Raw genomic sequence first — 25,428 nt, forward strand, 5'->3', positions numbered from 1 at the left:
AGCCAGCCATGGGGCGACGGAAAAGCAGGCCACGTTTATGCGCGTACCGGAAACCAGCGGGAGGGCGTAGCCCGAGCGGTGGTTTCCGGTACGCGCTGCGGTTCTTTACTGGGCCTGTCCGGCATTTCGGGGCCGGCTTTGCGCGAGCCTGAAGCTCTCTCCATACATATCGAGGATGTTGCCGTGGAGGGTCAGACGATCCAACAGAGCGCCGGTTATTCGCTCGGTTCCGACGGGTGAACTCGCTCGCGACATCGGTCCGAGCGCACGGGCGAATGTCCACTCGTCGAACGGCAGGTTGCTGGTGATGAGCGTAGCGCCCCGTTCGTAGCGCTGCGAGATTATCTCGAAGAGCTGCTCGGCGCCGGTCTTTGACAGAGGCAAGAAGCCCAGCTCACCCTTTGCCAGGCAGGCGCATGCAGAGCATGTCGCCGAGAGGGATGATGCGCAGTTTGATGGAGGCAAGCTGCTTTTGGAGCCTAGAAGACCAGAGTATTTGTTCGACCTGCTCGTAATACCTTGAGTAAATGTGCAAAGCTCCCGCTTCGATCTTTCCAAGCACCTTTACGAACTCGGTCTTCGCAAGCGCACCTTGAAGCGCCTCAGGTACCCCTTGGCGGTACTTGTAAGTGCCATTGCATTTTATTCGGAGATGTTTAGTCGCGAAGCTTCTAGTCACAGTTTGTGGACGTGATTGTGGACCTCGCTGGGCCCACAATCAGCCAAAACCAAGGCAATTCAATGACTTAAATCGCCACGACTGGTGCCCAGGAGAGGACTCGAACCTCCACGTCCTTGCGAACACTAGCACCTGAAGCTAGCGCGTCTACCAATTCCGCCACCTGGGCAGGTGTCGTGGAGCGGCGTGTAAGGCTATGCGCCGGGGGTGTCAAACGGATTTTTGGAGGATTATGAAACTATTTTTAAGTCTCGCCGAAATCCGCAGGTTCGAACGGATCGGGCTGCCCTTACCACACAGGCAGCGCGGCGATTTGCGCCTTGTTTGGCGCGCGGGCGGGCGATACACGGGATAGGCGGAAACGAAGTGGAGCTACCGATGTCTAAACTCGTCACGATCTACGGTGGGTCGGGGTTTGTCGGGCGCTATGTCGCGCGGCGCATGGCCAAACTGGGCTGGCGCGTGCGCGTCGCAGTGCGTCGCCCGAACGAGGCGATCTTTGTGCGGCCCTACGGTGTGGTCGGCCAGGTCGAGCCGGTGCTGTGCAACATCCGCGATGACGACTCGGTCCGCCGGGCGATGGCCGGGGCAGACGCGGTGGTGAACTGCGTCGGTATCCTGGTCCCCTCGGGCAAGAACAGTTTCGATGCGGTGCAGGCAGATGGTGCGGCCCGTGTCGCCCGCATTTCCGCCGTGGAAGGCGTGGCGCATCTGGTGCAGTTGTCGGCGATCGGTGCAGATGCGGATTCTGACAGCGATTACGCCCGCACCAAGGGCGAAGGCGAAGCCGCCGTTCTGGCGGCGCGTCCCGATGCCGTGATCCTGCGCCCCTCGATCATTTTTGGCCCCGAGGACGAATTCTTTAACCGTTTTGCTGGCATGACGCGGCTTGGGCCGTTCCTGCCTTTGGTCGGGGCCGATACGAAATTCCAGCCCGTCTATGTGGATGACGTGGCGCAGGCCGCCGTGATGGGGGCAACGGGCGAGGCGCCCGCTGGGATTTACGAATTGGGCGGGCCCGAGGTTTCGACCTTCCGCGAGCTGATGCAGCAGATGCTGGGCGTGATTCACCGCCGCCGTATCCTGCTGCCGCTGCCGTTCTTCGTGGCGCGGCTGATGGCGGGTGCGTTCGATCTGGGCTCGGCCCTGTCGTTCGGTCTGATCGGAAACGGGGTGCTGACCCGCGATCAGGTGAAGAACCTTGCCAACGATAATGTCGTGTCGGACGGGTCCAAGGGCTTTGCCGATCTGGGAATCGCGCCCACGGCGGCCGAGTCGGTTCTGCCGGATTACCTGTGGCGGTTCCGCCCCTCGGGCCAATACGACGCGATCAAGGACTCGGCGCGCAACCTGCGGGCCTGACCTGCCGGGAACAGACTGGGCTATGTGTAGGCATAGCCCAGCAGCACCACCCCAAGGATCACACGATAGATCACGTAGGGTGTAAAGCTGACGCTGCGCAGCAGCCGCATCATCAACGCCAGCGCAGCCAGCGCCGCCGCAAAGGACATCCCGGCGGCAATCGCGGCATCGCGCAGCACCGCCAAGTCTGTCACACGATAGGCATCGGTGCCCAGCAGCACCGCCGAGGCAAGGATCGTCGGGATCGACATCAGCATCGACAGCCGCGCGGCATCTTCTCGGGTATAGCCCATCGTCAGCGCTCCGGTGATTGTGATGCCCGACCGTGAAGTGCCGGGGATCAGCGCAACCGCCTGCCACAGGCCAAGCTTGACCGCACCCATCGGTGTCCAGTCTTCGGCGTGCTTGTCCTGCGTCGCGCGGCGATCGGCCCAGTACAGCAGCAGGCCGAACAGCAACATGGCCCAGCCGATCACCGCGACCGAGCGCATCATATTGTCCAATCCCGTCAGGTGCAGCACCGCGCCCGCCAGAATCACCGGGATGGTGGCGACAATCAGGTTCAGCGCGAGCCGCGCGCCCGGCGTATCTGTCCGGCCCTGAACCAGCGGGACCAACCCGGCCAGCCCGGTCCGCACATCGCGCCAGAAATAGAGGACAACCGCGCCCAATGTGCCCACGTGCACGGCCACGTCGATCATCTGCCCCTGGTCGGTCAGCCCAGTCAGCCCGGGAAGCAGGATCAGGTGCCCCGAGGAGGACACAGGCAGAAATTCAGTGATTCCCTGAATCAATGCGATGAGAATCAGTTGGAACAGCGGCATGGTTGGGTGACCTGCGATGGCAAAGTAGCGTCGCGCTCTTGTACAAGCGCCTTGATATGAAAGAGAAGGCGCAATATAAGTCCGTAACGGACCTAAAAATCAGTCGAAAACTGGACGTAAGCGGCGCATCGACACAAATAATCTCATTATAGGTCAGGAATGCTGACTTTTAATATGATTTAACCTGCCGTAGACAGTGCCCAACCGGAATTTCGCTGGAGATCGACCCGTGGCAAAGCAGCCTATGCTCAAGTTTGTCGGAATAGAGCGCGACATGCCCGAAAAACGCGAGGCAGAAGAGCGTCGCGCAGACTTTCGCGAGATCTATGCTGAATATGCAGACGCAAAGGCCAAGGAGCAGGCAAGTCGGTGCAGCCAGTGCGGCGTGCCCTATTGCCAAAGCCATTGCCCGTTGCAGAACAACATCCCCGACTGGCTGCGCCTGACCGCCGAGGGCCGCCTGCAAGAGGCTTATGCCGTCAGCCAGGCCACCAACACCTTCCCCGAAATCTGTGGCCGTATCTGCCCGCAGGACCGTCTGTGCGAAGGCAACTGCGTGATCGAACAGTCGGGCCACGGCACCGTGACCATCGGATCGGTCGAAAAATACATCACCGATACCGCCTGGGAAGAAGGTTGGGTCACCCCGGCGAACCCCTCGGTCGAGCGGGCCGAAAGCGTGGGCATCATCGGCGCGGGCCCCGGCGGCCTGGCAGCGGCGGATGTGCTGCGCCGTGCGGGTGTGCAGGTGACGGTGTATGACCGTTACGACCGTGGCGGCGGGTTGCTGACCTATGGCATCCCCGGGTTCAAGCTGGAAAAAGACGTGGTGATGCGCCGGGTCGAGCAGTTGGAAAAGGGCGGCGTGACGTTCAAGCTCAACTGCGCCGTGGGCGAAGACATTTCATTCGCAGAGATCCGCGAAGCGCATGATGCCGTCATCATCGCGACGGGCGTGTACAAATCGCGCGATCTGGAAATGCCGGGCAGCGGCGCGACAGGCATCGAGCGCGCGATTGATTTCCTGACCGCCAGCAACCGCAAGAGCTTTGGCGACACGGTAGACGATTTCGAAAGCGGCCGGATGAACGCGGCGGGCAAGCGCGTCGTGGTGATCGGAGGGGGCGACACGGCGATGGACTGCGTGCGCACCTCGATCCGGCAGGGCGCGGAAAGCGTGAAGTGCCTGTATCGCCGTGACCGCGCCAACATGCCGGGGAGCCAGCGCGAGGTCGCCAATGCCGAGGAAGAAGGGGTGGTGTTCGAATGGCTGAGCGCGCCCAAGGGCTTCACCAGCAAGGGCGAGAACGTGGCCGGCGTGATGGTCCAGAAGATGCGCCTTGGCGCGCCGGATGCCAGCGGTCGTCAGGCGCCGGAACTGATCGAAGGGTCCGACTACGTGGAAGACGCCGATCTGGTCATCAAGGCGCTGGGGTTTGAACCCGAGGATCTGCCCGCGCTGTGGGACCAGCCCGAGCTGACGGTGACCCGCTGGGGCACGATCCGGGCCGAGTTCACCACCGGCCAAACGGATTTACCCGGTGTTTACGCGGTGGGCGACATTGTCCGGGGCGCTTCGCTGGTGGTCTGGGCGATCCGCGACGGGCGCGACTGCGCCGACGCGATCCTGACCAGCTTTGACGCGGCGCCCCAGATGGCGGCGGAATAACAGGGCAACCGGGGCCGCAAGGCCCCTGCGGTACGACGATCCAGCGGGGGCAAACCCCTTCGCCAGACAGGAGAGACCCGATGAGCGAGCGAACAGGCGGTTGCATGTGTGGCGCGGTGCGGTTCACCGCAACCGACGTGCCCGCGACGTTTGGCGCCTGCCATTGCGAGATGTGCCGCCGCTGGGCGGGCTCTGCCTTTCTGGGCGTGTCGGTTCCGGTGTCCTCGGTCACCTGGCAGGGCGAGCCGCACATCCGCACGCTGCAAAGCTCGGACTGGGCAGAGCGCGCGTGGTGCCAGCGCTGCGGCACCGGGTTGTATTACCATGTGACCGATGGCCCGCATGCGGCAAACTATGAAATCCCGATCGGCATTCTGGACGATGCCTCTGGTCTGGACTTCACGAGCGAAATTTTTATCGACCACAAACCGGCAGCCTACACATTCGCCGGTGACAGGACGCGGCTGACCCGCGCCGAAACGCTGGCGCGCTTCGGCATCTCGGAAGAAGGGGAATGAAGATGACAACCTATGATGACGCATGGGCACGCGCCGAAGAGGCGAAGCGCAAGTGGATGGCCGAGAACAGCCTGTACACCGAAGAGACCGAGCATTCGTCCTGCGGTGTGGGCCTTGTCGTGTCGGTCGATGGCAAGAAAAGCCGCAAGGTTGTCGAATCCGGGATCAAGGCGCTGAAAGCGATCTGGCATCGCGGCGCGGTGGACGCCGATGGCATGACGGGTGACGGCGCGGGCATCCACGTCGAAATTCCGGTGCCCTTCTTCTATGACCAGATCGAGCGCACGGGCCACAAGCCCCGCAAGACCGAGCTGATCGCCGTGGGGCAGGTGTTCCTGCCGCGCACGGATTTCGGCGCGCAGGAAACCTGCCGGACCATCGTGGAAACCGAAGTTCTGCGCATGGGCTATTATATCTATGGCTGGCGCCATGTGCCGGTGGATACGTCGTGCCTTGGCGAAAAGGCCAACGCGACGCGCCCCGAGATTGAACAGATCCTGATTTCCAACGCCAAGGGCGTGGACGAGGAAACCTTCGAGCGCGAACTGTACGTGATCCGCCGCCGGATCGAGAAGGCCGCCGCCAGCGCCGGGATCAACGAGCTGTATCTGGCGTCGCTGTCGTGCCGCAGCATCATCTACAAGGGCATGATGCTGGCCGAGCAGGTCGCCGTCTTCTATCCCGATCTGATGGACGAGCGGTTCGAATCCGCGTTTGCGATCTATCACCAACGCTATTCCACCAACACCTTCCCGCAGTGGTGGCTGGCCCAGCCGTTCCGCATGTTGGCCCATAACGGCGAAATCAACACGCTGAAGGGCAACACCAACTGGATGAAAAGCCACGAGATCCGCATGGCAAGCGGCACCTTTGGCGACATGGCTGATGACATCAAGCCGATCATCGCGGGTGGATCGTCCGACTCGGCCGCGCTGGATGCGGTGTTCGAGGTGCTGGTGCGTGCCGGGCGCAACGCGCCGATGGCGAAAACCATGCTGGTGCCGGAATCCTGGTCCAAGCAGGCGGTCGAGCTGCCGCAGGCGTGGCGCGACATGTATTCCTACTGCAACTCGGTGATGGAACCGTGGGACGGCCCCGCCGCCCTGGCGATGACCGATGGCCGCTGGGTCTGCGCCGGGCTTGACCGGAATGGTCTGCGCCCGATGCGCTATGTCGTCACCGGCGACGGGCTGCTGATTGCGGGCTCCGAAGCGGGGATGGTCCCGGTGGACGAGGCGCGGATCGTCGAAAAGGGCGCGCTTGGCCCCGGGCAGATGATCGCCGTCGACATGAAAAACGGCCAGCTGTTCCACGACACCGAAATCAAGGATCAACTGGCCGCAAGCCAGCCGTTCGGCGATTGGGTCGGCAAGATCAACGATGCCGACGAGGTTCTGGCGGGTGTGCAGGAAAAGGCCCTGTTCACTGGCAACGATCTGCGCAAGCGTCAGATCGCGGCAGGCTATTCGCTGGAAGAGCTGGAGCAGATCCTGTCGCCCATGGCCGAAGACGGCAAAGAGGCGCTGGCCAGCATGGGCGACGACACGCCCAGTGCGGTGTTGTCGAAACAGTATCGCCCGCTGAGCCATTTCTTCCGCCAGAACTTCAGCCAGGTGACAAACCCGCCGATCGACTCCTTGCGCGAATTCCGCGTGATGAGCCTCAAGACGCGGTTCGGCAACCTCAAGAACGTGCTGGACGAAGACAGCAGCCAGACCGAAATCGTGGTGCTGGAAAGCCCCTTCGTGGCGAATGCGCAGTTCGACAAGGTGATCGAACAGTTCAACGCTCCGATGATCGAGATTGACTGTACCTTTGCCCCCGGCGAGCGTGCCTTGCACGCCGCGCTGGCGCGCATCCGATCCGAGGCGGAAGACGCCGTGCGCTCGGGCGCGGGGCATATCGTGCTGACCGATCAGCACTCCGGCCCCGGCAAGGTCGCGATGCCGATGATCTTGGCAACCAGCGCGATCCACAGCCACCTGATCCGCAACGGGCTGCGCACCTTCTGTTCGCTGGTCGTGCGTTCGGCCGAATGTATCGACCCGCATTATTTCGCGGTGCTGATCGGCTGCGGTGCGACGGTGGTCAACGCCTACCTGGCCGAGGATTCCATTGCCGACCGCATCGAACGCGGCCTGCTGGACGGCCCGCTGACCGAAGCGGTGTCGCGCTATCGCGATGCGGTCGATCAGGGTCTGCTGAAGATCATGGCCAAGATGGGCATTTCGGTGGTGTCGTCCTATCGTGGCGGCCTGAACTTCGAGGCCGTGGGCCTGAGCCGCGCGATGTGCGCCGAGTATTTCCCCGGCATGACCAGCCGCATCAGCGGAATCGGTGTATCGGGCATCCAGCGCAAGGCGGAAGAGGTGCACGCCCGCGCATGGGCCAATGACGCCGCTGTGCTGCCGATCGGCGGCTTCTACAAGGCGCGCGCCAGCGGCGAGACCCACGCCTGGGAAGCGACCAGCATGCACATGCTGCAGATGGCCTGCAACAAGGCGTCTTTCGAGCTTTGGAAGCAGTATTCGAAGAAGATGCAAAGCAACCCGCCAACGCATCTGCGCGACCTGCTGGACATCAAGCCGCTGGGCAAGCCCGTGCCGATCGAAGAGGTGGAATCGATCACCTCGATCCGCAAGCGGTTCGTGACGCCGGGCATGTCGCTGGGCGCGCTGTCGCCCGAGGCGCATAAAACGCTGAACGTCGCCATGAACCGCATCGGAGCCAAGTCCGACAGCGGCGAGGGCGGCGAGGATCCGGCGCATTTCGTGCCCGAGCCCAACGGCGACAACCCGAGTGCGAAGATCAAGCAGGTTGCCTCGGGCCGCTTTGGCGTGACGGCGGAATACCTGAACCAGTGCGAAGAGCTTGAGATCAAGGTCGCACAGGGCGCGAAGCCGGGCGAAGGTGGTCAGCTTCCGGGCATGAAGGTCACCGACCTGATTGCGCGGCTGCGCCATTCGACCAAGGGCGTGACGCTGATTTCGCCGCCGCCGCACCACGATATCTACAGTATCGAGGATCTGGCCCAGCTGATCTATGACCTGAAACAGATCAACCCGCGCTGCAAGGTGACGGTGAAACTGGTCGCGTCCTCGGGCGTGGGCACGATTGCCGCCGGGGTCGCCAAGGCCAAGGCCGACATCATCCTGATCTCGGGTCACAACGGTGGCACGGGCGCGTCGCCTGCGACCTCGATCAAATACGCCGGTCTGCCGTGGGAAATGGGCCTGACCGAGGCGCATCAGGTGCTGGCGATGAACAAGCTGCGCGATCGCGTGACGTTGCGCACCGATGGCGGTTTGCGCACGGGCCGGGACATCGTGATGGCGGCGATGATGGGGGCCGAAGAGTTCGGCATCGGCACCGCCGCGCTGATCGCGATGGGCTGTATCATGGTGCGCCAGTGCCAGTCGAACACCTGCCCCGTGGGCGTCTGTACGCAAGACGAAGCGCTGCGTGGCAAGTTCACCGGCAACGCCGACAAGGTCGTGAACCTGATCACCTTCTACGCGCAGGAAGTGCGCGAGCTGCTGGCCGCCATCGGCGCCCGGACGCTGGACGAGGTGATCGGCCGCGCCGATCTGCTGGCGCAGGTCAGCCGTGGTTCGGCGCATCTGGATGATCTTGACCTGAACCCGCTGCTGATCACCGTCGATGGCGCGTCCAAGATCAAGTACAATCGCGACAAGCCCCGCAACGAGGTGCCCGACACCCTGGACGCCGAAATCGTCCGCGACGCCGCGCGTTTCCTGAAGGACGGCGAAAAGATGCAGCTGTCCTATGCGGTGCAGAACACGCACCGCACCGTCGGCACCCGCACGTCGAGCCATATTGTGCGCAACTTCGGCATGCGCAACGCCTTCCAGGCCGATCACCTGACGGTGAAGCTGCAGGGTTCGGCAGGGCAGTCGCTGGGTGCCTTCGCGGCCCCGGGGCTGAAGCTGGAAGTGTCGGGCGATGCCAACGATTACGTCGGCAAGGGCCTGTCGGGCGGTACCATCGTGGTGCGTCCGCCGATGGCAAGCCCGCTGGTCGCCTCGGACAACACCATCATCGGCAACACCGTGCTGTATGGGGCCACCGATGGGTACCTGTTCGCGGCCGGTCGCGCCGGAGAGCGCTTCGCGGTGCGCAACTCGGGCGCGAAGGTGGTGATCGAGGGCTGCGGCAGCAACGGGTGCGAATATATGACCGGCGGTGTTGCCGTCATCCTGGGCGAGATCGGTGCCAACTTTGGCGCGGGCATGACCGGCGGGATGGCGTATCTGTACGATCCCGAGGGCAAGGCGCGCACCCTGATGAACATGGAAACGCTGGTCACCTGCCCGGTGACAGTGCCCCATTGGGAACTGCAGCTGGAAGACCTGATCGAGCGGCATCTGAAGGAAACCGGCAGCCGTCGCGCGGCCGATATTCTTCAGCACTGGGATCTGGAAAAGCAGAACTTCCTTCAGGTTTGCCCGAAGGAAATGCTGATCCACTTGGCCGCACCGCTGAGCCTTGAACAAGGCGCGATCCCCGCGGAGTAGCGCAGGAAAATCGGCTGGCCCCGATGCGATCTTCGCACCGGGGCCGAATGACCGATTTTGCAAGTGGCACCGTTGCGCACCTGCGATAGGATGCACCCATGGCAAGACCGGCAGGCAAGCGCAGCAGCAGTAAACGGAAAAGCTCGGGCGATACGACCCGCGAGGCGTTGCGCCATCGCGGGTTTCATCCGTTTCGTTGGGCGGGGTTCTGGGTGCTTCGGGGCACGACGATCCTGATCGTTGTCATCCTGGCGCTGGTGGTGCTGTACCGGTTCGTCAATCCGCCGCTGACCCATACGATCTGGTCCGAATATCGCCGGATCGGGAAGGTCGAGCGTGACTGGGTGCCGATTGAAGATGTGGCTCCGGTGGTGGCGCGGTCTGTTGTGGCGGCGGAAGATGCGAATTACTGCCTGCACTGGGGATTCGACGTGGTCGCCATTCGCAAGGCGCTGGAAGATGGCGGCAACCGGGGTGGCTCGACGATCAGCCAGCAGGTTGTGAAGAACGTGTTCCTGTGGCAGGGGCGCAGCTGGATCCGCAAGGCGCTGGAGGCAGCGATCACCCCGGCTGTCGAGGCAATATGGCCCAAGCGGCGGATCATCGAGGTTTATCTGAACGTGGCCGAGATGGGGGAGGGCGTGTTCGGCATCGACGCGGCCGCGCGGCATTATTTCAACGTCTCACCCGACAAGCTGAGCGCGCAGCAAGCCGCCGCCATTGCCGCTGTGCTGCCCGACCCGAAAGATCGCTCGGCTTCGCGGCCCACGTCATGGCTAAAGAAACGGGCGGCTGGCATTCGTGACGGGGCGGCCACCATTCGCGCAGATGGGCGGGCCGCGTGTTTCGAGGATTGAATCTTTCCCCATGACACGGCACACCTGAGCCTGTTCACCACAACCACGGATCATCATGGCCCGCCTGTTTCACGTTCCCCTCTCGCCGTTCTGCCGCAAGGTCCGACTGAGCCTTGCGGAAAAGAGGATAGAGGTTGAACTGGTCGAGGAACGATACTGGGAAGCCGATGCAGATTTCCTGCGGCGCAACCCGGCGGCCAAGGTGCCGGTGCTGCGGCTGGACGGGAAGATGCTGGCCGAGAGCGCCGCGATTTGTGAATACATCGAGGAAACCCGCCCCGAACCGCCGCTGATGCCCACCGATCCCGAGGGCCGGTTCGAGGTGCGCCGTCTGGTGGGCTGGTTCGATGACAAGTTCCACCACGAGGTGACCTCGAAACTGCTGTATGAGCGGGTGAACAAGAAGGTCACCGGGCGCGGCTATCCTGACAGTCGCAACGTGAAGGACGGCGCCAAGGCGATCAAGTATCACCTGGATTACATGACCTGGCTGCTGGATCATCGCCGCTGGCTGGCCGGGGATTCCATGACGCTGGCCGATTTCGCCGCAGCCGCGCATCTGTCTTCTTTGGACTACATCTCGGACGTGGATTGGAACCGCAGCCAGGCGGTGAAGGACTGGTACGCCAAGATCAAGTCGCGTCCGGCGTTCCGGTCGATCCTGGCCGATCAGATCCCGGGGTTCCGGCCTCCTCCGCATTATGCCGATCTTGATTTCTGAGCGTGGCGGGGGGCCTTGGCCCCCCCTCGCCTTTGGCGAGTCCCCCCGAGAGTATTTGTGGAATGATGAACCATGGGCGCGGATCTGAAGGCGCGGCTGGTGGCGCAGGCCCGCGACGAGGGGTTCGTGGCCTGCCGGGTGTGTCGTCCCGGCGATGTGCCCGAGGTGGCCGGGCGGCTGGCCGAGTTTCTTGAGCTTGGGCGCCATGGTCAGATGGGTTGGATGGCCGAGCGCAGCCATTGGCGCGGCGATCCGGCCGCGCTGTGGCCCGAGGCGCGCTCGGTCATCATGCTGGCCGAGAGTTATACGCCCGAGGTGGACCCGCGTGCGGTGTTGGAGCGGTCGGAGCGTGGGGCGATTTCGGTCTATGCGCAGAACCGCGACTATCATGACCTGGTGAAGAAGCGGTTGAAGCGGCTGGCGCGCTGGCTGATCGACGCGGCGGGCGGGGCCGAGGTGAAGGTGTTCGTGGATACCGCGCCGGTCCCGGAGAAGCCGTTGGGGCAGGCGGCGGGGCTGGGTTGGCAGGGCAAGCATACCAACCTGTTGAGCCGCGATTGGGGCAACTGGGCGTTTCTGGGATCGATCTTTACCACGCTGGAATTACCGGTGGATGCGCCCGAGGTGGACCATTGCGGATCGTGCCGAGCCTGTCTGGATGTGTGCCCGACAGACGCCTTTCCCGCACCTTATCAGCTGGATGCGCGGCGGTGCATTTCTTACCTGACGATCGAGCATCACGGGCCGGTTGATCCCGAATTGCGGGCGCTGATGGGCAACCGGATTTACGGCTGCGACGATTGTCTGGCCGTCTGCCCGTGGAACAAGTTCGCCGTGGCGGCGAGCGATATGCGCTATACCGCGCGGCCCGATCTGGTGGCGCCGGAGCTGGCTGAACTGGCTGTCCTGGAAGATGCGGCATTTCGGGCGATGTTTTCCGGCTCGCCCATCAAGCGGATCGGGCGGAACCGGTTCGTGCGGAATGTGCTGTATGCCATCGGCAATTCGGGTCGTACCGCGTTGCGCGCGGTGGCGCAGGGTTTGGTGGATGATGCGGACCCGACGGTTGCGGATGCGGCGCGCTGGGCTGCGGAACGATTGGCGGAGGTATAGGGATGGCGATCCTGTTGGGCGTGGACACGGGCGGGACCTATACCGATGCGGTGTTGCTGCGCGATGAGACCGAGGTGCTGGCCAGCGCCAAGGCCCTGACGACTCGGCAGGACCTGGCGATTGGCGTGGGCGCCGCCGTGTCGCGGGTTTTGGAGCAGGCCGGGGTGCAGCCGGGCGAGATTGCGCTGGCCTCGCTCTCGACCACCCTGGCGACGAACGCCTTGGTCGAGGGGCAGGGCGGGCGCGTCGGGCTGATTTATGTCGGGTTTCGCGAGGGCGACCTGGAGCGCCACGGGCTGACCGAGGTGTTGCGCGGCGATCCGGCGGTCTGCATCGGCGGCGGGCATGACCATGGCGGGGGCGAGGCCGCGCCGCTGGATATGGCGGCGCTGGGCGCCTTCCTGGAGCAGGTCGGCGATCAGGTCAGCGCCTTTGCCGTGGCGGGGCAATTCGCCACCCGCAACCCCGCGCATGAGCTGGCCGTGGCCGAGGCGATTGGCGCGCGCACCGGCGCGCCGGTGACCTGTTCGCACCAGCTGTCGGCGCGGCTGAACGGGCCGAAGCGGGCGTTGACCGCCGTGTTAAACGCGCGGCTGTTGGGGATGATCGACGCGCTGATCGGGCGGGCGCAGGATCGGTTGCACGACATGGGGATTCATGCGCCGCTGATGGTGGTGCGGGGCGATGGCGCGCTGATGGCCGCCGAACAGGCGCGGCTGCGTCCGATCGAGACCATCCTGAGCGGGCCGGCGGCGTCGATCGTGGGGGCGCGCTGGCTGACCGGAGCGCAGGATGCGCTGGTGTCGGACATCGGTGGCACCACCACCGACGTGGCGCTGCTGCGCGACGGGCGTCCGGCGTTGGATCCGGCGGGTGCTTCGGTTGGCGGGCATCGGACTATGGTCGAGGCCGTGGCGATGCGCACCACCGGGCTGGGCGGTGACAGCCAGGTGCATGTCGTGACCGAGGGCCTGGGCGGTGGCGTGCGGCTTGGGCCGCGCCGGGTGATCCCTGTGGCGCTGATCGCGGCGGAAGCGTCGGAAGTGGTGCATGGCGCCTTGGATGCGCAGCTGCGGGCGACGGTGCCCGGAGAGCTGGACGCGCGGTTTGCGCGTGCCTTGCCGGGGGTCTCTCAAGCGGGGCTGGCGCCGCGCGAACGCGATCTGTTGGATCGGTTGGGCGCGGGTGTCATGCCGTTGCAGGCGTTGCTGCGCACGCGGATGGATCATGGCGCGCTGGGGCGGCTGGTGGATCGCGGGCTGGTGCAGCTGGCCGGGGTCACGCCGTCGGATGCGCTGCATGTGCTGGGGCGGTTGGACAGCTGGGATGCCGAGGCCTCGGCCAAGGCGCTGGCGCTGATGGTGCGGCGGCGGGTGGGCAGCGGCGAGCGGCTGGCACCGGATGCGCCTGCGCTGGCGGAACTTATTGTAAACCAAATGACCGAGCAGACGGTGCATGCGCTGCTGGAAGCGGCCTTTGTCGAGGAAACCGGCGATTTCGGCGCGCCGCCCGATGTGCTGGCGCGGCATCCGCTGGTGCGGGCTGGGCTGGACGGGCATCGCGGGATCGTGGCGGTGGACCTGCGGCTGAACCGCGACGTGGTGGGGTTGGGGGCCTCGGCTCCGGCGTGGTATCCGGCGGTGGGCGACAGGCTGGGCTGTCGGATGATCCTGCCGGAACACGCGGGCGTGGCGAATGCCATCGGTGCGGTGGTGGGGCGGGTGACGGTGCGCCGGTCGGGCACGGTGACCAGCCCGGCCGAGGGGCGATACCGCGCGCACCTGCCCGAGGGCCCCGAGGATTTCGCCAGCCCCGAAGACGCGATGGCGCGGCTTGAGAGCCATTTGCGGGCCGACGCGGGTGCAGCGGCGGCCGGGGCAGAGGCGGTGCAATTCACCACCGACCGTGACATTCGCACCGCGCGGACCGAAGCCCGCGAGGTGTTTGTCGAAGCGATGATTACCGTCGAGGCCAGCGGGCGGCCCCGCATGGCCAGCTAGGCGCTATTCGGCGGCGTTGCGGCGCGGCAGAACCCAGTCGGGCCGCGCAAAGTGGCAGGTATAGCCGTTCGGCAGCCTTTGCAGGTAATCCTGATGCTCGGGCTCGGCCTCCCAGAAATCGCCGACCGGCTCCACCTCGGTCACCACGCGGCCGGGCCACAGGCCCGAGGCGTTGACATCGGCGATGGTATCCTCGGCTGTGGCTTTCTGCGCCTCGTCGACGTAGTAGATGGCCGAGCGATAGGACAGCCCCCGGTCGTTGCCCTGCCGGTTCAGCGTGCTTGGGTCGTGGATCTGAAAGAAGAATTCAAGCAAGTCCCGATAGCTGATGACCGACGGGTCAAAGGTGATCTCGATGCCCTCGGCGTGGGTGCCGTGGTTGCGATAGGTGGCATTCGGCACGTCGCCGCCGGTATAGCCAACGCGGGTGTCGATCACGCCGGGCTTGTGGCGGATCAGTTCCTGCATCCCCCAGAAACAGCCCCCGGCCAGAACTGCGCGTTCAGTGCTCATGCCACATCCTCCACCTGATCGACGTAGGCGCCATAGCCTTCGGCCTCCATATCGTTGCGGTGGATGAACCGCAGCGAGGCCGAGTTGATGCAATACCGCAGCCCGCCCCGATCGCGCGGACCGTCGGGGAAGACATGGCCAAGGTGGCTGTCGCCGTGTTTCGACCGCACCTCGGTGCGGATCATGCCAAGGCTGCGATCTTCGATCTCGGTCACATGGTCCGTCACCAGCGGCTTGGTGAAGCTGGGCCAGCCGCAGCCGGATTCATACTTGTCGGCCGAGGCGAACAGGGGTTCGCCCGACACGATATCGACATAGATGCCGGGTTCCTTGTTATACAGCAGCTTGCCGGTGCCGGGGCGTTCGGTGCCGCTGTTCTGGGTCACATAGAATTCTTCTTCGGACAGCGCGCTGATGCGGTCCGGATCCTTGGTATAGGTGGCCATCGTGTCCTCCATGAGTCGGCTTGTTTCAGTAGATGGGGCGCCGGGCGCGAAATCAAACCCGTTTGCGCCCCAAACCTTTGTGAGCGGCGTCAGGGTTTGACGGGCGGCTTGGTGTTTGCTGGCCGGTTCGGTTGGCGCGACAGCTGCACGGCAAGGATTCCGGCGGTGATGATCAGCACACCCACCACGTCCAGCGCGCGCAGCGCCTCGCCCAGCAGGACGGCGGCAATGGCCACGCCAAACACCGGGTTCAGAAAGTGGAACGTTGCCGCGCGGGTCGGGCCGATCCGGTCCAGCAGCAGGAACCAGATGAAGGTCGCCGCCAGCCCGGGGAACAGCGTGGTATAGGCAAAGGCCGCCAGCAACGGCCACGACGGTTCGACCCGCACGGTTTCAAAGATCGGCGTGGCGGCAAACAAGACGGCCGAGCCGACCAGCATCTGCAAGCCGACGATCATCATGAAATTCCCGCCCGAGGTCGCCCCCCGCACGGCCAGCGTGGCAAAGGCCAGCGCCAGCACGCCGATGCCGCAGAGCACGATACCCATGATATCGACGCCTGCGCTGATGCGGCTGCCCATGATCAGCGCGACGCCGGCGAACCCCGCCAGCAGGCCCAGAATACCAAGGGGGCGCAGTTTTTCGCCAAAGATCAGCCAGCTTGCCAACGCCACCAGCAGCGGCATGGACGAGGCGATGATCGCGGCCAGCCCGGCCTCGACCGTCTGCATGGCGACGAAGTTCAAACCAAGATACAGCGCGTTCTGGCAGACGCCGAACAGGATGGTCGCATACCATTGCTTCGGCGTAAGCCGCCACGTCTGCCCCATCGCCCGCGCAATCGCCACGCCCAGCAGGCCGGAAATCAGGAACCGTGCGCCAAGCGAGAACAGCGGCGAGGCATCGGCCACGATGATCCGGGCCGAGGTAAAGGCCGAGGACCACATGAAGGCAAACACCAGCCCCATCAGGATGGCGCCGGTATCCACGGGCGCGGCGGCGGGGCGGGTGTCGGTTGTTTGGGTCATGGATGTCTTTCGTCTGCGCGGGCAACGAAAAAGGGCCGCCCGTTCGGGGCGACCCTTTCCGAAATCCCTCGGGGATGCAAGATCAGCCGTTCACGCTGTCCTTGAGCGCCTTGGCGATGGTCATCTTCACGACCTTGTCGGCGTCTTTCTTGAACTGCTCGCCGGTGGCGGGGTTGCGAACCATGCGCTCGGGGCGTTCGCGGCAGTAGATTTTGCCGACGCCGGGCAGGGTGACCGAGCCGCCTTCCGACACTTCCTTGGTGATCAGGTTGCAGACGGCGTCCAGCGCGGCGCCTGCGGCTTTCTTGTCGGTGCCCATCTCTTCTGCAAGTGCTGCTACGAGCTGGGTCTTGGTCATTGCTTTTGCCATTGTTTTTCTCCTTTAGCGCCCGAGCATTTGGGCCTCGTCCGCGCATTTTAGCGTTATATGGTGGGAGAACACAACGAATTGTGGTGTTTGCCAAGTGCAAAACAGCCTGTTTTCCGCGCTTTTTCGCCTGAAAACGCCTTTAAAGAAAGGCTGTTTCGTCAAAACTGCGCAATTTTCTGCTGTGAAGCCGTTCCAGTGGCATCGTTCGCAACATTTCCATGGCACGGATTCCGATGTTCAAATGGCGGGAAACCTGCGTGTTGTAGAAGTCTGACGCCATGCCGGGCAGCTTCAATTCGCCATGCAGAGGCTTGTCTGACACGCACAGAAGGGTGCCATAGGGCACGCGAAACCGATAGCCGTTGGCGGCAATCGTGGCGCTTTCCATGTCCAGCGCGATGGCGCGCGACTGGCTAAGCCGCTGCACCGGGCCGGACTGGTCGCGCAGCTCCCAGTTGCGGTTGTCGATGGTCGCGACGGTGCCGGTGCGCATGATCCGTTTCAGCTCGTACCCAGACAGTTCGGTCACCTCGGCCACCGCCTGCTCCAGCGAGGTCTGGATCTCGGCCAGCGCGGGGATTGGAGTCCAGACCGGCAGATCGTCGTCCAGCACGTGATCTTCGCGCAGATAGCCATGCGCCAGCACGAAATCGCCCAAGGCCTGGGTGTTGCGCAGCCCGGCGCAGTGGCCCACCATCAGCCAGGCATGGGGGCGCAGCACGGCGATATGGTCGGTCGCGGTTTTCGCGTTCGACGGGCCGACCCCGATGTTGACCAGCGTGATCCCCGATCCGTCTGCACGTTTCAGGTGATAGGTGGGCATCTGCGGCAGCTTCAGCGGCGGCTCGATCTCCGTATCGGCGTCGGTGATTTCGACGTTGCCGGTGGCGACAAAGCTTGAATAGCCGCTGTCGGGATCGGCCAGCATCGCGCGGGCATAGGCTTCGAATTCGGCGACGTAGAACTGGTAGTTGGTGAACAGAACGTGGTTCTGGAAATGCTCGGCATCGGTGGCGGTGTAATGCGCCAGTCGCGCCAGCGAATAATCCACGCGCTGGGCGGTGAACAGCGACAGCGGCCCAACGCCGTCCGACACGGTGAAGGTGCCATTCACGATGTCGTCGTTCGTGGTTGCCAGATCGGGCACATCGAACACATCGCGCAGGGTGAAATTTGATGCCCCTTGTTGCGGCACACTAAGGTCCGGGCGGCGTGCAACCGCGAAATGGATCGGGATCGGCGTATGCGACGGGCCGATGGTGATCGGCTGGCCGTGATTGCGGATCAGCAACCCGATCTGCTGCGTCAGGTAGGCGCGAAACAGGTCAGGCCGGGTGACGGTGGTGGAATAGGTGCCGGGTGTGGTGACATGGCCAAAGCTCAGGCGTGAATCCACCTGCGCGAAGGATGTCGTGGTAAACCGGATTTCGGGGTAGAAGGCGCGCAGCCGATGGCCCGGCGCGCCTTCCTGCAACACCTGCGCAAAGCGCGAGCACAGGAAATCGGTCGCCTCGTCGTACAACTCGATCAGCCGGTCGACGGCCGCCTTGGCGTCGTCAAAGCTCTCGGCGCGGAAGCTGTCGGGGGTGTCGATCTTGCTCATGTCTGCGGATCCAGCAGCTCGATTTTATGGAAAGTGCGCACGTCGACCAGCCCGAGGTCGGAAATCCGCAGCTCGGGGATGACGACCAGCGCCAGCAGCGAATGCTGCATGTAGGCGTTGTTCAGGGTGCAACCGGACTCGACCATGGCGGCGATCAGCGCATCGGCGCTGGCGGCCACCTGATCTGCGGGGCTGTCCGACATCAGACCGGCGATGGGCAGTTTCACCAGCGCCTGTTCTTCGCCATCGCGGAACAGGGTGATGCCGCCGCCCACCTCGGCCAGACGGTTCGCGGCCAGCGCCATCTGGTCGCGGTCGGTGCCGACGACGATCATGTGGTGGCTGTCATGCGCCACGGTCGAGGCCATCGCCATCCGGCCGGTGTAGCCAAAGCCCGAGACCAGCGCGTTCACCACGCCGCCCGTCGCCCGGTGCCGTTCGACCAGCGCGATCTGGCACACCTCTTCCGTGCCTTCGACCAGACCGTCGATCACCGGCATGTCGCATTTCAGCGCCTTGGTCGGGGCCTGGTTTTCCACCACGCCGATCACGTTGGCCGTGACCGAATTGGCGCCCTCGGGCGCGGCAATCTCGAAATCCGCCGCGCGCAACGCGTGCCCCAGATGTACGGTTTGCCGCGCGCTGTCGGGCCAGTCGTAATGCGGGCAGTCGACAAGGCAGGCGCCGTCGCGGGCCACCACCTGCCCGCGCGCAATCACCACCTCGATGGGCAGCTTACTCAGGTCCGAGGTCAGGATCACATCTGCCCGCCGCCCCGGCGTGATCGACCCGATCTCGCGCTCCAGCCCGAAATGGGTGGCGGTGTTGATCGTCGCCATCTGCAAAGCCACTAGCGGATCGGCCCCGCAGTCGACGGCATGGCGCACCACGCGATTCATGTGCCCGTCGTTCACCAGCGTGCCGGAATGGCAATCGTCGGTGCACAGGATGAAATTGCGCGAATCCAGCCCCTTTTCGGTGATCGCGGTGATCTGCCGTTCGACATCGTACCAGGCCGAGCCCAGCCGCATCATCGAGCGCATCCCCTGCCGCACCCGCGCGATGGCATCCGCCTCGCAGGTGCCTTCGTGATCGTCCGCCGGACCGCCCGCGACATAGGCGGCAAAGGCCGGGCCCAGATCGGGCGCGGCGTAATGGCCGCCCACCGTCTTGCCCGCGCGCTGGGTCGCGGCGATTTCGGCCAGCATCTTGGGGTCGGCATTGGCGACGCCGGGGAAATTCATCATCTCGCCCAGCCCCACGATGCCGGGCCAGCCCATCGCCTCGGCAACATCCTCGGGGGTGATCTCCATCCCCGTGGTTTCCAGGCCGGGCGCCGAGGGCGCGCAGGACGGCATCTGGGTGAAGATGTTGATCGGCTGCAAAAGCGCCTCGTCATGCATCATCCGCACGCCCGCCAGCCCCAGAACATTGGCAATCTCGTGCGGGTCGGTGAACATGCTGGTGGTGCCATGCGGGATCACGGCGCGGGCGAATTCCGCCGGGGTCAGCATGCCCGACTCGATATGCATATGCGCATCGCACAGCCCCGGGATCATGTACCGCCCCTCGGCGTCGATGATCTGCGTATCGGGCCCGGTGCAATAGGCGGCATCGGGCACGACGCAGGCAATGCGCCCTTCGGCAATCGCGATGTCGTAGCCGGTCAGCACCTCGCGGCTGTGAACGTTGACCCATTGGCCACCACGGATGACGCAATCGGCAGTGTCGCGCCCGGCCGCCACGGCGATCAGCCGGGCGGCCACGTCGGGCCATGCGGGAAAGACAGAATGATCCATGCGGCAATTGTCCCGTTTCGCGCCGCGGGCGCAAGCCTGCGCGCGCAGGTTTCGCAAAACCGACATGGTTGCACGGGCTTGCGCCGGGCCCACCGATTGGGCAAGTCTGCGCCCATGGACTATGGCACCGTCACGCCGGAAGATTTCGGCCGATCGCTGAAAGGCATCGGGCTGAACCTGCTGGTGCGGGATGTACCTGCGCAATGTGCCTTCCTGCGGGCTGTCTTCGGGATGGAGATTTTCCAGCCGACAGCGGATTTCGCCATTGCCTCCTACGGCGATCAGGTGTTTCAGATTCACGCCGATGGCACATATCACGCGAACCCGCTGCTGGCGCTGCTGCCCGAAACCCCGCCCCGCGGCGGGGGCATCGAAATCCGCCTGTATGACAGCGACCCGGACACCGCTGCCGCAGCAGCAAAAGCCGCAGGCGCGACGATCCTGCAACCGCCCACCGACAAACCTCATGGCCTGCGCGAATGCTATATCCTGTGCGACAACGGATATGCCTGGGTGCCAAGCCGCCCCACTGACCCCCTCAAGGAGCCCCCGAAATGAACGTGACCAACCTGCGCCCCAACATGGACCACTGGCAGGAACGCGTCGATCTGGCCGCCGCCTTCCGCTGGACCGCGCGCCTGGACATGCACGAAGGCGTGTCGAACCATTTCTCTCTGGCGGTGAACGATGACGGCACCAAATTCCTGATGAACCGCAACCAGGTGCATTTCTCGCGCATCAAGGCATCCGAACTGCTGGAGCTGGATGCCAACGACCCCAAGGCGATGGAAGGCCCCGATGCCCCCGACCCGACCGCATGGGGCCTGCACGCGACGCTGCACCGGCTGGTGCCGCACGCCCGCTGCGCCATGCATGTGCATTCGATTCACGCCACGGTTCTGGCCTCGCTTGCAGATTCGCGCCTGCCCCCGATCGACCAGAACTGCGCCACCTTCTTCAACCGCTACGTAATTGATGACGGGTACGGCGGGCTGGCCTTCGAGGAAGAGGGCAAGCGCTGCGCCGCCCTTTTCGCCGACCCCAAGAAGAAGGTGATGATCATGGGCAACCACGGCGTGATGGTGATCGGCGACACCGTGGCCGATACCTTCAACCGGCTCTACTTCTTTGAACGCGCGGCCGAAACCTATATCCGCGCGCTGCAAACCGGCCAGCCCCTGCGCATCCTGCCCGACGACGTGGCCGAGAAGACCGCGCAAGAGCTGGAGGACTACCCCGAACAGGCCGATCGCCACCTGTCGGAACTGAAAGGCATCCTTGACCATGAAGGCGCCGACTACGCCGCCTGAGGGAGCCGACGATGCAATACGGCCTGACTGACGAGCAAGAGATGATCGCCGCCACCGTGCGCGCCTTCGTTGAAAAGGAAATCTATCCGCACGAGGCGCTGGTCGAACGGACCGGAGAAGTCCCGCAGGAGATCGCCGAGGAGATCAAACGCAAGACCATCGAACTGGGGTTCTATGCCTGCAACTTTCCTGAAAGCGTGGGCTGCGCAGGGCTATGCCATCTTGATTTCGCGCTGGTCGAACGCGAACTCGGGCGCGGCTCGATGGCGCTGAACCATTTCTTCGGGCGGCCCCAGAATATCCTGATGGCCTGCGAGGGCGACCAGGTCGACCGCTATCTGATGCCCGCCGTCCGGGGTGAAAGGATGGACGCGCTGGCGATGACGGAACCGGGCGCCGGGTCCGACGTGCGCGGTATGACATGCTCGGCCAAGCGCGACCGCGGCGACTGGGTGATGAACGGCTCGAAGCACTTTATCTCGGGCGCGGACCACGCCGATTTCGTCATTGTCTTCATCGCGACGGGCGAAGACATGACAGACAAGGGCCCCAAGAAACGCATCACTGCCTTTCTGGTGGATCGCGGCACGCCCGGCTTCACCATCCGCGATGGATACCGCTCTGTCAGCCATCGCGGCTACAAGAACATGATCCTCGAATTCGACGACTGCCGCCTCCCCGATGCGCAGGTGCTCGGCGCGGTCGACGGCGGATTCGAGGTGATGAACACATGGCTCTACGCCACGCGAATCACGGTCGCCACCATGTCGGTCGGCCGCGCGCGCCGGGTGTTCGACCACGCGCTGGGCTACGCCGCCGAGCGCGAACAATTCGGCCAGAAAATCGGCAAGTTCCAGGGCGTCAGCTTTCAGCTTGCCGACATGATTACTGAAATCGACGCTGCCGATCTGCTGACTCTTGCTGCTGCCAACCGCCTGGATCAGGGCTTACCCGCCAACCGTGAAATCGCATCGGCCAAGCTCTACGCCAGCGAAATGCTGGCGCGCGTCACCGATGCGGCCATCCAGATTCACGGCGGCATGGGCCTGATGGACGATTTTCCGATGGAACGGTTCTGGCGTGACGCGCGCGTTGAACGCATCTGGGACGGGACTTCGGAAATCCAGCGTCACATCATCAGCCGCGATCTGCTGCGGCCGCTCGGAGCCTAGTTTCATGCCTCCGGCAGGAGTATTTCTGCAAAGAAGAAGCAAGGACACCACCTCTGACTTCTTCTTTGCCGAAATACTCAAACCCGACCAGTCCGCACCCACCACGGCCCGCTCATGACGCGCGACCTGTCCCGCCTGTTCAATCCCCGAACCATCGCCGTCATCGGAGGTGGCGCTTGGTGCGCGTCGATCATCGGCGCGGCGCGGCGGATGGGGTTCTCGGGCGACATCATCCCGGTGCATCCGGCAGGCAAGGTCATTGCCGGTCTGCAATCGGTGCCCTGCGTCAACGCGATTCCGCAGCCAGTCGACGCGGCCTTCATTGGTGTGAACCGGCGCAGCACAGTTGACACCGTAAAGGCTCTGGCTGCGGGCGATGCCGGTGGGGCGGTCTGTTTTGCATCCGGTTTCAGTGAAGCGGTGCGCGAAGACGCCGAAGGCGCGGGCCTGCAGGCCCAGCTTGTTCAAGCTGCGGGCGACATGCCGATCCTGGGGCCCAATTGCTATGGTTTCGTCAACGCGCTGGACCGAGTCGCGATCTGGCCCGATCAGCATGGCATGGCGCCGGTCGAGCGCGGCGTCGCTATCCTCACGCAATCCTCGAACATCGCGATCAACCTGACGATGCAGCGCAGGGGCCTGCCGATTGCCTGCATGGTCACCTGTGGGAACATGGCCCAGACCACGCAGGCCGAGATTGCCGATTTCCTGTTGGAGGACAGCCGGATCACCGCGATTGGCCTGCATATCGAAGGCTTTGGCGATCTGCGCCAGTGGGAGGCATTGGCCGCCCGTGCGGCCGCGCGCGGGGTTGCGGTGGTGGCGCTTAAGGTCGGCGCGTCAAGCCATGCGCAGGCGGCCACGGTCTCTCATACCGCTTCTCTGGCCGGAAACGATGCGGGCGCGGGCGCCTTGCTGGAACGCTTCGGCTTTGCCCGGGTAGGAAGCCTCTCGGACTTCCTGGAAACGTTGAAGCTGTTGCACGTCAACGGACGCCTAGCGGGGAATCGTATCGCCTCGATCAGTTGCTCCGGGGGCGAGGCCAGCCTGATCGCCGATCTGGCGCTCTCCCACGATCTGAAATTTCCGCCCCTTGATCCAGAGCAGACCGACGGCTTGCGCGCCGCGCTTGGCCCCATGGTCGCACTGGCCAACCCGTTGGATTACAACACCTATATCTGGCGCGACACCGCCGCGATGGCGCGGGCATGGGGTGCGATGACGGGCGCGGCAATCGACATGACCCTTTCGGTTGTCGACTATCCGCATACCGATGCAGCCGACTGGGCCTGCGCCACCGACGCTGCACTTGTCGTGCGGGCGCAGACCGGGCGGCCTTTCGGTGTGGTCGCCAGCCTGCCCGAGCTGATGCCTTCGGACACGGCACAGCGCTTGATGCAAGGCGGCGTTGTCCCATTCTGCGGAATGGAAGAGGCGTTGGCCGCGATCTCTGCTGCGCAGCCGAATGCACCCGACCCGACCCCGCTGTTGTTGCCCGGACCCGAGCGCGAAGGAAAAACCCTTACCGAGGCCGAGGCAAAAGCCGCGCTGGCTGCCTATGGTCTGCCGGTGCCGGCTGCGCGCACGGCTGACACGGCTGAGGCTGCAGGGCAGGTCGCGCGGGGCATTGGCGGAAAACTGGCACTGAAATCGCTGGGACTGGCGCATAAATCCGACCAGGGCGGCGTGCGGTTGAACCTTGCGCCTGACGCGGTTGAAGCGGCGGCGCGCGACATGCCCGGGCAGCGCTTTCTGGTCGAGGAAATGGTCGCCGATGGTGTGGCCGAACTGCTGATCGGGGTCACACGCGATCCGGCGCACGGCTTCCTGCTGACCGTTGGTGCGGGTGGTGTTCTGACGGAACTGCTGGACGATACGGCGTCCCTGCTGCTGCCCTGTACTCGCGCGCAGGTTGGCGAGGCCATACAGCGTCTGCGTTGTGCCCCCTTGCTGGCGGGCTATCGCGGGCGCCCGGCCGCACATGTCGATGCGATACTCGACGCGGCTGACGCGCTGCATTCCTATGTCATCGACCACGCGGATACGCTCTGCGAGGTTGAAATCAATCCGCTGATATGCACGCCCACGCGGGCGGTTGCGGTGGATGCTCTGATCCGAAAGGCCCCCTGATGGATGTTGTGAAAACCCGGCGCGAGGGCGCCATTCTGGAAGTCACGCTGGACCGGCCAAAGGCCAACGCGATCAATCTGGTGACCAGCCGGATCATGGGCGAGGTCTTTGCCGGGTTCCGCGACGATCCCGAGTTGCGCGTGGCCATCCTGACCGGAGGTGGCAGCAAGTTCTTTTGCCCTGGATGGGATTTGAAAGCTGCCGCCGATGGCGATGCGGTGGATGGCGATTACGGCGTCGGCGGCTTTGGCGGCTTGCAGGAACTGCGCGGCATGAACAAGCCGGTGATAGCCGCGATAAACGGCATCGCTTGCGGCGGTGGGCTGGAACTGGCGCTAAGCGCCGATATGATCCTTGCTGCCGATCATGCCACCTTTGCCTTGCCGGAAATCCGGTCGGGCACCGTGGCCGATGCCGCCAGCGTCAAGCTGCCCAAGCGCATCCCCTATCACATCGCGATGGAGCTGCTACTGACCGGGCGCTGGTTCGACGCGGAAGAGGCGCATCGTTGGGGGCTGGTCAACGAAATCCTCCCGGCGGATCAGCTGATGGATCGCGCGTGGGAGCTTGCCCGCCTGCTCGCCTCGGGTCCGCCGCTGGTCTACGCCGCGATCAAGGAGATCGTGCGCGACGCGGAAGACGCCAAGTTTCAGGATGCGATGAACCGGATCACGCGGCGGCAGCTGGCAAGCGTCGATACGCTGTATGCGTCCGAGGATCAGCTGGAGGGCGCGCGCGCCTTTGCCGAAAAGCGCGATCCGGTGTGGAAGGGTAAGTAA

Annotated in this window: 21 protein-coding genes and 1 tRNA gene; 13 read left to right on the top strand and 9 right to left on the bottom strand. The window is 64.2% G+C overall.

From position 1 onward, the window contains the following. Positions 1–105 precede the first annotated feature (105 nt). Positions 106–408 carry an ATP-binding protein gene (locus FGK64_RS18710; protein ID WP_171054145.1) on the bottom strand — a complete coding sequence of 101 codons (303 nt, stop codon included), beginning with the start codon at positions 406–408 and terminating at the stop codon, positions 106–108. A gap of 353 nt (positions 409–761) precedes the next feature. Beyond that, positions 762–848, bottom strand: a tRNA-Leu gene (locus FGK64_RS18715). Between the two features lie 209 nt (positions 849–1,057). On the opposite strand from FGK64_RS18715, the gene FGK64_RS18720 reads away from it, so the two are divergent. Continuing rightward, the gene (locus FGK64_RS18720) at positions 1,058–2,041 is read left to right on the top strand and encodes a complex I NDUFA9 subunit family protein (RefSeq protein WP_138865369.1); all 984 of its coding nucleotides are present in this window, start codon (positions 1,058–1,060) and stop codon (positions 2,039–2,041) included. 20 nt (positions 2,042–2,061) lie between these two features. Here the strand turns inward: FGK64_RS18720 and FGK64_RS18725 are convergent, their stop codons facing one another. Then, entirely contained in the window at positions 2,062–2,865 is an 804-nt protein-coding gene (locus FGK64_RS18725; RefSeq protein WP_138865370.1) for an undecaprenyl-diphosphate phosphatase, read from the bottom strand. Positions 2,866–3,094: 229 nt separating this feature from the next. Between FGK64_RS18725 and FGK64_RS18730 the strand changes: the two genes are divergently transcribed. From FGK64_RS18730 to FGK64_RS18760, 7 genes are all read left to right on the top strand, one after another. Further along, positions 3,095–4,534 carry an NAD(P)-dependent oxidoreductase gene (locus FGK64_RS18730; protein ID WP_138865371.1) on the top strand — a complete coding sequence of 480 codons (1,440 nt, stop codon included), beginning with the start codon at positions 3,095–3,097 and terminating at the stop codon, positions 4,532–4,534. Positions 4,535–4,614: 80 nt separating this feature from the next. Beyond that, positions 4,615–5,052, top strand: a complete 438-nt coding sequence (locus FGK64_RS18735) for a GFA family protein (RefSeq protein WP_246057823.1) — start codon at positions 4,615–4,617, stop codon at positions 5,050–5,052. A gap of 2 nt (positions 5,053–5,054) precedes the next feature. Then, the gene (gene gltB / locus FGK64_RS18740) at positions 5,055–9,587 is read left to right on the top strand and encodes a glutamate synthase large subunit (RefSeq protein ID WP_138865372.1); all 4,533 of its coding nucleotides are present in this window, start codon (positions 5,055–5,057) and stop codon (positions 9,585–9,587) included. A gap of 98 nt (positions 9,588–9,685) precedes the next feature. Next, positions 9,686–10,444 (top strand): monofunctional biosynthetic peptidoglycan transglycosylase, encoded by a 759-nt coding sequence (gene mtgA, locus FGK64_RS18745; RefSeq protein WP_138865373.1) that lies wholly within the window; start codon positions 9,686–9,688, stop codon positions 10,442–10,444. A 55-nt stretch (positions 10,445–10,499) separates the two neighbouring features. Then, positions 10,500–11,165: an FtsZ-binding protein FzlA gene (gene fzlA, locus FGK64_RS18750; RefSeq protein WP_138865374.1), complete on the top strand. Its 666-nt coding sequence runs from the start codon at positions 10,500–10,502 to the stop codon at positions 11,163–11,165. A 72-nt stretch (positions 11,166–11,237) separates the two neighbouring features. After that, the gene (gene queG, locus FGK64_RS18755) at positions 11,238–12,278 is read left to right on the top strand and encodes a tRNA epoxyqueuosine(34) reductase QueG (RefSeq protein ID WP_138865375.1); all 1,041 of its coding nucleotides are present in this window, start codon (positions 11,238–11,240) and stop codon (positions 12,276–12,278) included. A gap of 2 nt (positions 12,279–12,280) precedes the next feature. Next, positions 12,281–14,278, top strand: a complete 1,998-nt coding sequence (locus FGK64_RS18760) for a hydantoinase/oxoprolinase N-terminal domain-containing protein (protein WP_138865376.1) — start codon at positions 12,281–12,283, stop codon at positions 14,276–14,278. 3 nt (positions 14,279–14,281) lie between these two features. On the opposite strand, the gene msrA is transcribed toward FGK64_RS18760, so the two are convergent. The 6 genes from msrA to ade all read right to left on the bottom strand — a co-directional run bounded on the left by msrA (position 14,282) and on the right by ade (position 20,037). After that, the gene (gene msrA / locus FGK64_RS18765; protein ID WP_138865377.1) at positions 14,282–14,791 is read right to left on the bottom strand and encodes a peptide-methionine (S)-S-oxide reductase MsrA; all 510 of its coding nucleotides are present in this window, start codon (positions 14,789–14,791) and stop codon (positions 14,282–14,284) included. Further along, a complete protein-coding gene (gene msrB, locus FGK64_RS18770) occupies positions 14,788–15,237 on the bottom strand; it encodes a peptide-methionine (R)-S-oxide reductase MsrB (protein ID WP_138865378.1) in 450 nt (149 codons plus the stop codon). The genes msrA and msrB overlap by 4 nt, the downstream gene beginning before the upstream one ends. Positions 15,238–15,326: 89 nt before the next feature. Then, positions 15,327–16,226, bottom strand: a complete 900-nt coding sequence (locus FGK64_RS18775; RefSeq protein WP_138865494.1) for a DMT family transporter — start codon at positions 16,224–16,226, stop codon at positions 15,327–15,329. Between the two features lie 121 nt (positions 16,227–16,347). After that, positions 16,348–16,635: an HU family DNA-binding protein gene (locus FGK64_RS18780; protein WP_138865379.1), complete on the bottom strand. Its 288-nt coding sequence runs from the start codon at positions 16,633–16,635 to the stop codon at positions 16,348–16,350. A gap of 139 nt (positions 16,636–16,774) precedes the next feature. After that, positions 16,775–18,238: an AMP nucleosidase gene (locus tag FGK64_RS18785; protein WP_138865380.1), complete on the bottom strand. Its 1,464-nt coding sequence runs from the start codon at positions 18,236–18,238 to the stop codon at positions 16,775–16,777. After that, complete coding sequence (ade, locus tag FGK64_RS18790) at positions 18,235–20,037, bottom strand: adenine deaminase (protein WP_138865381.1); 1,803 nt, start codon at positions 20,035–20,037, stop codon at positions 18,235–18,237. The genes FGK64_RS18785 and ade overlap by 4 nt, the downstream gene beginning before the upstream one ends. Positions 20,038–20,151: 114 nt before the next feature. Between ade and FGK64_RS18795 the strand changes: the two genes are divergently transcribed. From FGK64_RS18795 to FGK64_RS18815, 5 genes are all read left to right on the top strand, one after another. Then, the gene (locus FGK64_RS18795) at positions 20,152–20,595 is read left to right on the top strand and encodes a VOC family protein (protein ID WP_138865382.1); all 444 of its coding nucleotides are present in this window, start codon (positions 20,152–20,154) and stop codon (positions 20,593–20,595) included. Beyond that, positions 20,592–21,347: a class II aldolase and adducin N-terminal domain-containing protein gene (locus FGK64_RS18800; RefSeq protein WP_138865383.1), complete on the top strand. Its 756-nt coding sequence runs from the start codon at positions 20,592–20,594 to the stop codon at positions 21,345–21,347. Before FGK64_RS18795 ends, FGK64_RS18800 begins: the two co-directional genes overlap by 4 nt. 11 nt (positions 21,348–21,358) lie before the next feature. After that, positions 21,359–22,519 carry an acyl-CoA dehydrogenase family protein gene (locus FGK64_RS18805; RefSeq protein ID WP_138865384.1) on the top strand — a complete coding sequence of 387 codons (1,161 nt, stop codon included), beginning with the start codon at positions 21,359–21,361 and terminating at the stop codon, positions 22,517–22,519. A 114-nt stretch (positions 22,520–22,633) separates the two neighbouring features. Then, positions 22,634–24,649 carry an acetate--CoA ligase family protein gene (locus FGK64_RS18810; protein WP_138865385.1) on the top strand — a complete coding sequence of 672 codons (2,016 nt, stop codon included), beginning with the start codon at positions 22,634–22,636 and terminating at the stop codon, positions 24,647–24,649. Then, complete coding sequence (locus FGK64_RS18815) at positions 24,649–25,428, top strand: carnitinyl-CoA dehydratase (protein WP_138865386.1); 780 nt, start codon at positions 24,649–24,651, stop codon at positions 25,426–25,428. The genes FGK64_RS18810 and FGK64_RS18815 overlap by 1 nt, the downstream gene beginning before the upstream one ends.

Origin of the sequence: Arenibacterium halophilum (genome assembly GCF_005938225.1) — a bacterium.
Lineage (GTDB): Bacteria > Pseudomonadota > Alphaproteobacteria > Rhodobacterales > Rhodobacteraceae > Arenibacterium > Arenibacterium halophilum.

Excerpts from the sequence above, each read along its gene's own strand:
- FGK64_RS18720 (WP_138865369.1), top strand. The coding sequence starts at position 1,058 with ATGTCTAAACTCGTCACGATCTACGGTGGGTCGGGGTTTGTCGGGCGC.
- FGK64_RS18725 (WP_138865370.1), bottom strand. The coding sequence starts at position 2,865 with ATGCCGCTGTTCCAACTGATTCTCATCGCATTGATTCAGGGAATCACT.
- FGK64_RS18735 (WP_246057823.1), top strand. The coding sequence starts at position 4,615 with ATGAGCGAGCGAACAGGCGGTTGCATGTGTGGCGCGGTGCGGTTCACC.
- gltB (WP_138865372.1), top strand. The coding sequence starts at position 5,055 with ATGACAACCTATGATGACGCATGGGCACGCGCCGAAGAGGCGAAGCGC.
- mtgA (WP_138865373.1), top strand. The coding sequence starts at position 9,686 with ATGGCAAGACCGGCAGGCAAGCGCAGCAGCAGTAAACGGAAAAGCTCG.
- fzlA (WP_138865374.1), top strand. The coding sequence starts at position 10,500 with ATGGCCCGCCTGTTTCACGTTCCCCTCTCGCCGTTCTGCCGCAAGGTC.
- queG (WP_138865375.1), top strand. The coding sequence starts at position 11,238 with ATGGGCGCGGATCTGAAGGCGCGGCTGGTGGCGCAGGCCCGCGACGAG.
- FGK64_RS18760 (WP_138865376.1), top strand. The coding sequence starts at position 12,281 with ATGGCGATCCTGTTGGGCGTGGACACGGGCGGGACCTATACCGATGCG.
- msrA (WP_138865377.1), bottom strand. The coding sequence starts at position 14,791 with ATGAGCACTGAACGCGCAGTTCTGGCCGGGGGCTGTTTCTGGGGGATG.
- msrB (WP_138865378.1), bottom strand. The coding sequence starts at position 15,237 with ATGGCCACCTATACCAAGGATCCGGACCGCATCAGCGCGCTGTCCGAA.
- FGK64_RS18780 (WP_138865379.1), bottom strand. The coding sequence starts at position 16,635 with ATGGCAAAAGCAATGACCAAGACCCAGCTCGTAGCAGCACTTGCAGAA.
- FGK64_RS18785 (WP_138865380.1), bottom strand. The coding sequence starts at position 18,238 with ATGAGCAAGATCGACACCCCCGACAGCTTCCGCGCCGAGAGCTTTGAC.
- ade (WP_138865381.1), bottom strand. The coding sequence starts at position 20,037 with ATGGATCATTCTGTCTTTCCCGCATGGCCCGACGTGGCCGCCCGGCTG.
- FGK64_RS18795 (WP_138865382.1), top strand. The coding sequence starts at position 20,152 with ATGGACTATGGCACCGTCACGCCGGAAGATTTCGGCCGATCGCTGAAA.
- FGK64_RS18800 (WP_138865383.1), top strand. The coding sequence starts at position 20,592 with ATGAACGTGACCAACCTGCGCCCCAACATGGACCACTGGCAGGAACGC.
- FGK64_RS18805 (WP_138865384.1), top strand. The coding sequence starts at position 21,359 with ATGCAATACGGCCTGACTGACGAGCAAGAGATGATCGCCGCCACCGTG.
- FGK64_RS18810 (WP_138865385.1), top strand. The coding sequence starts at position 22,634 with ATGACGCGCGACCTGTCCCGCCTGTTCAATCCCCGAACCATCGCCGTC.
- FGK64_RS18815 (WP_138865386.1), top strand. The coding sequence starts at position 24,649 with ATGGATGTTGTGAAAACCCGGCGCGAGGGCGCCATTCTGGAAGTCACG.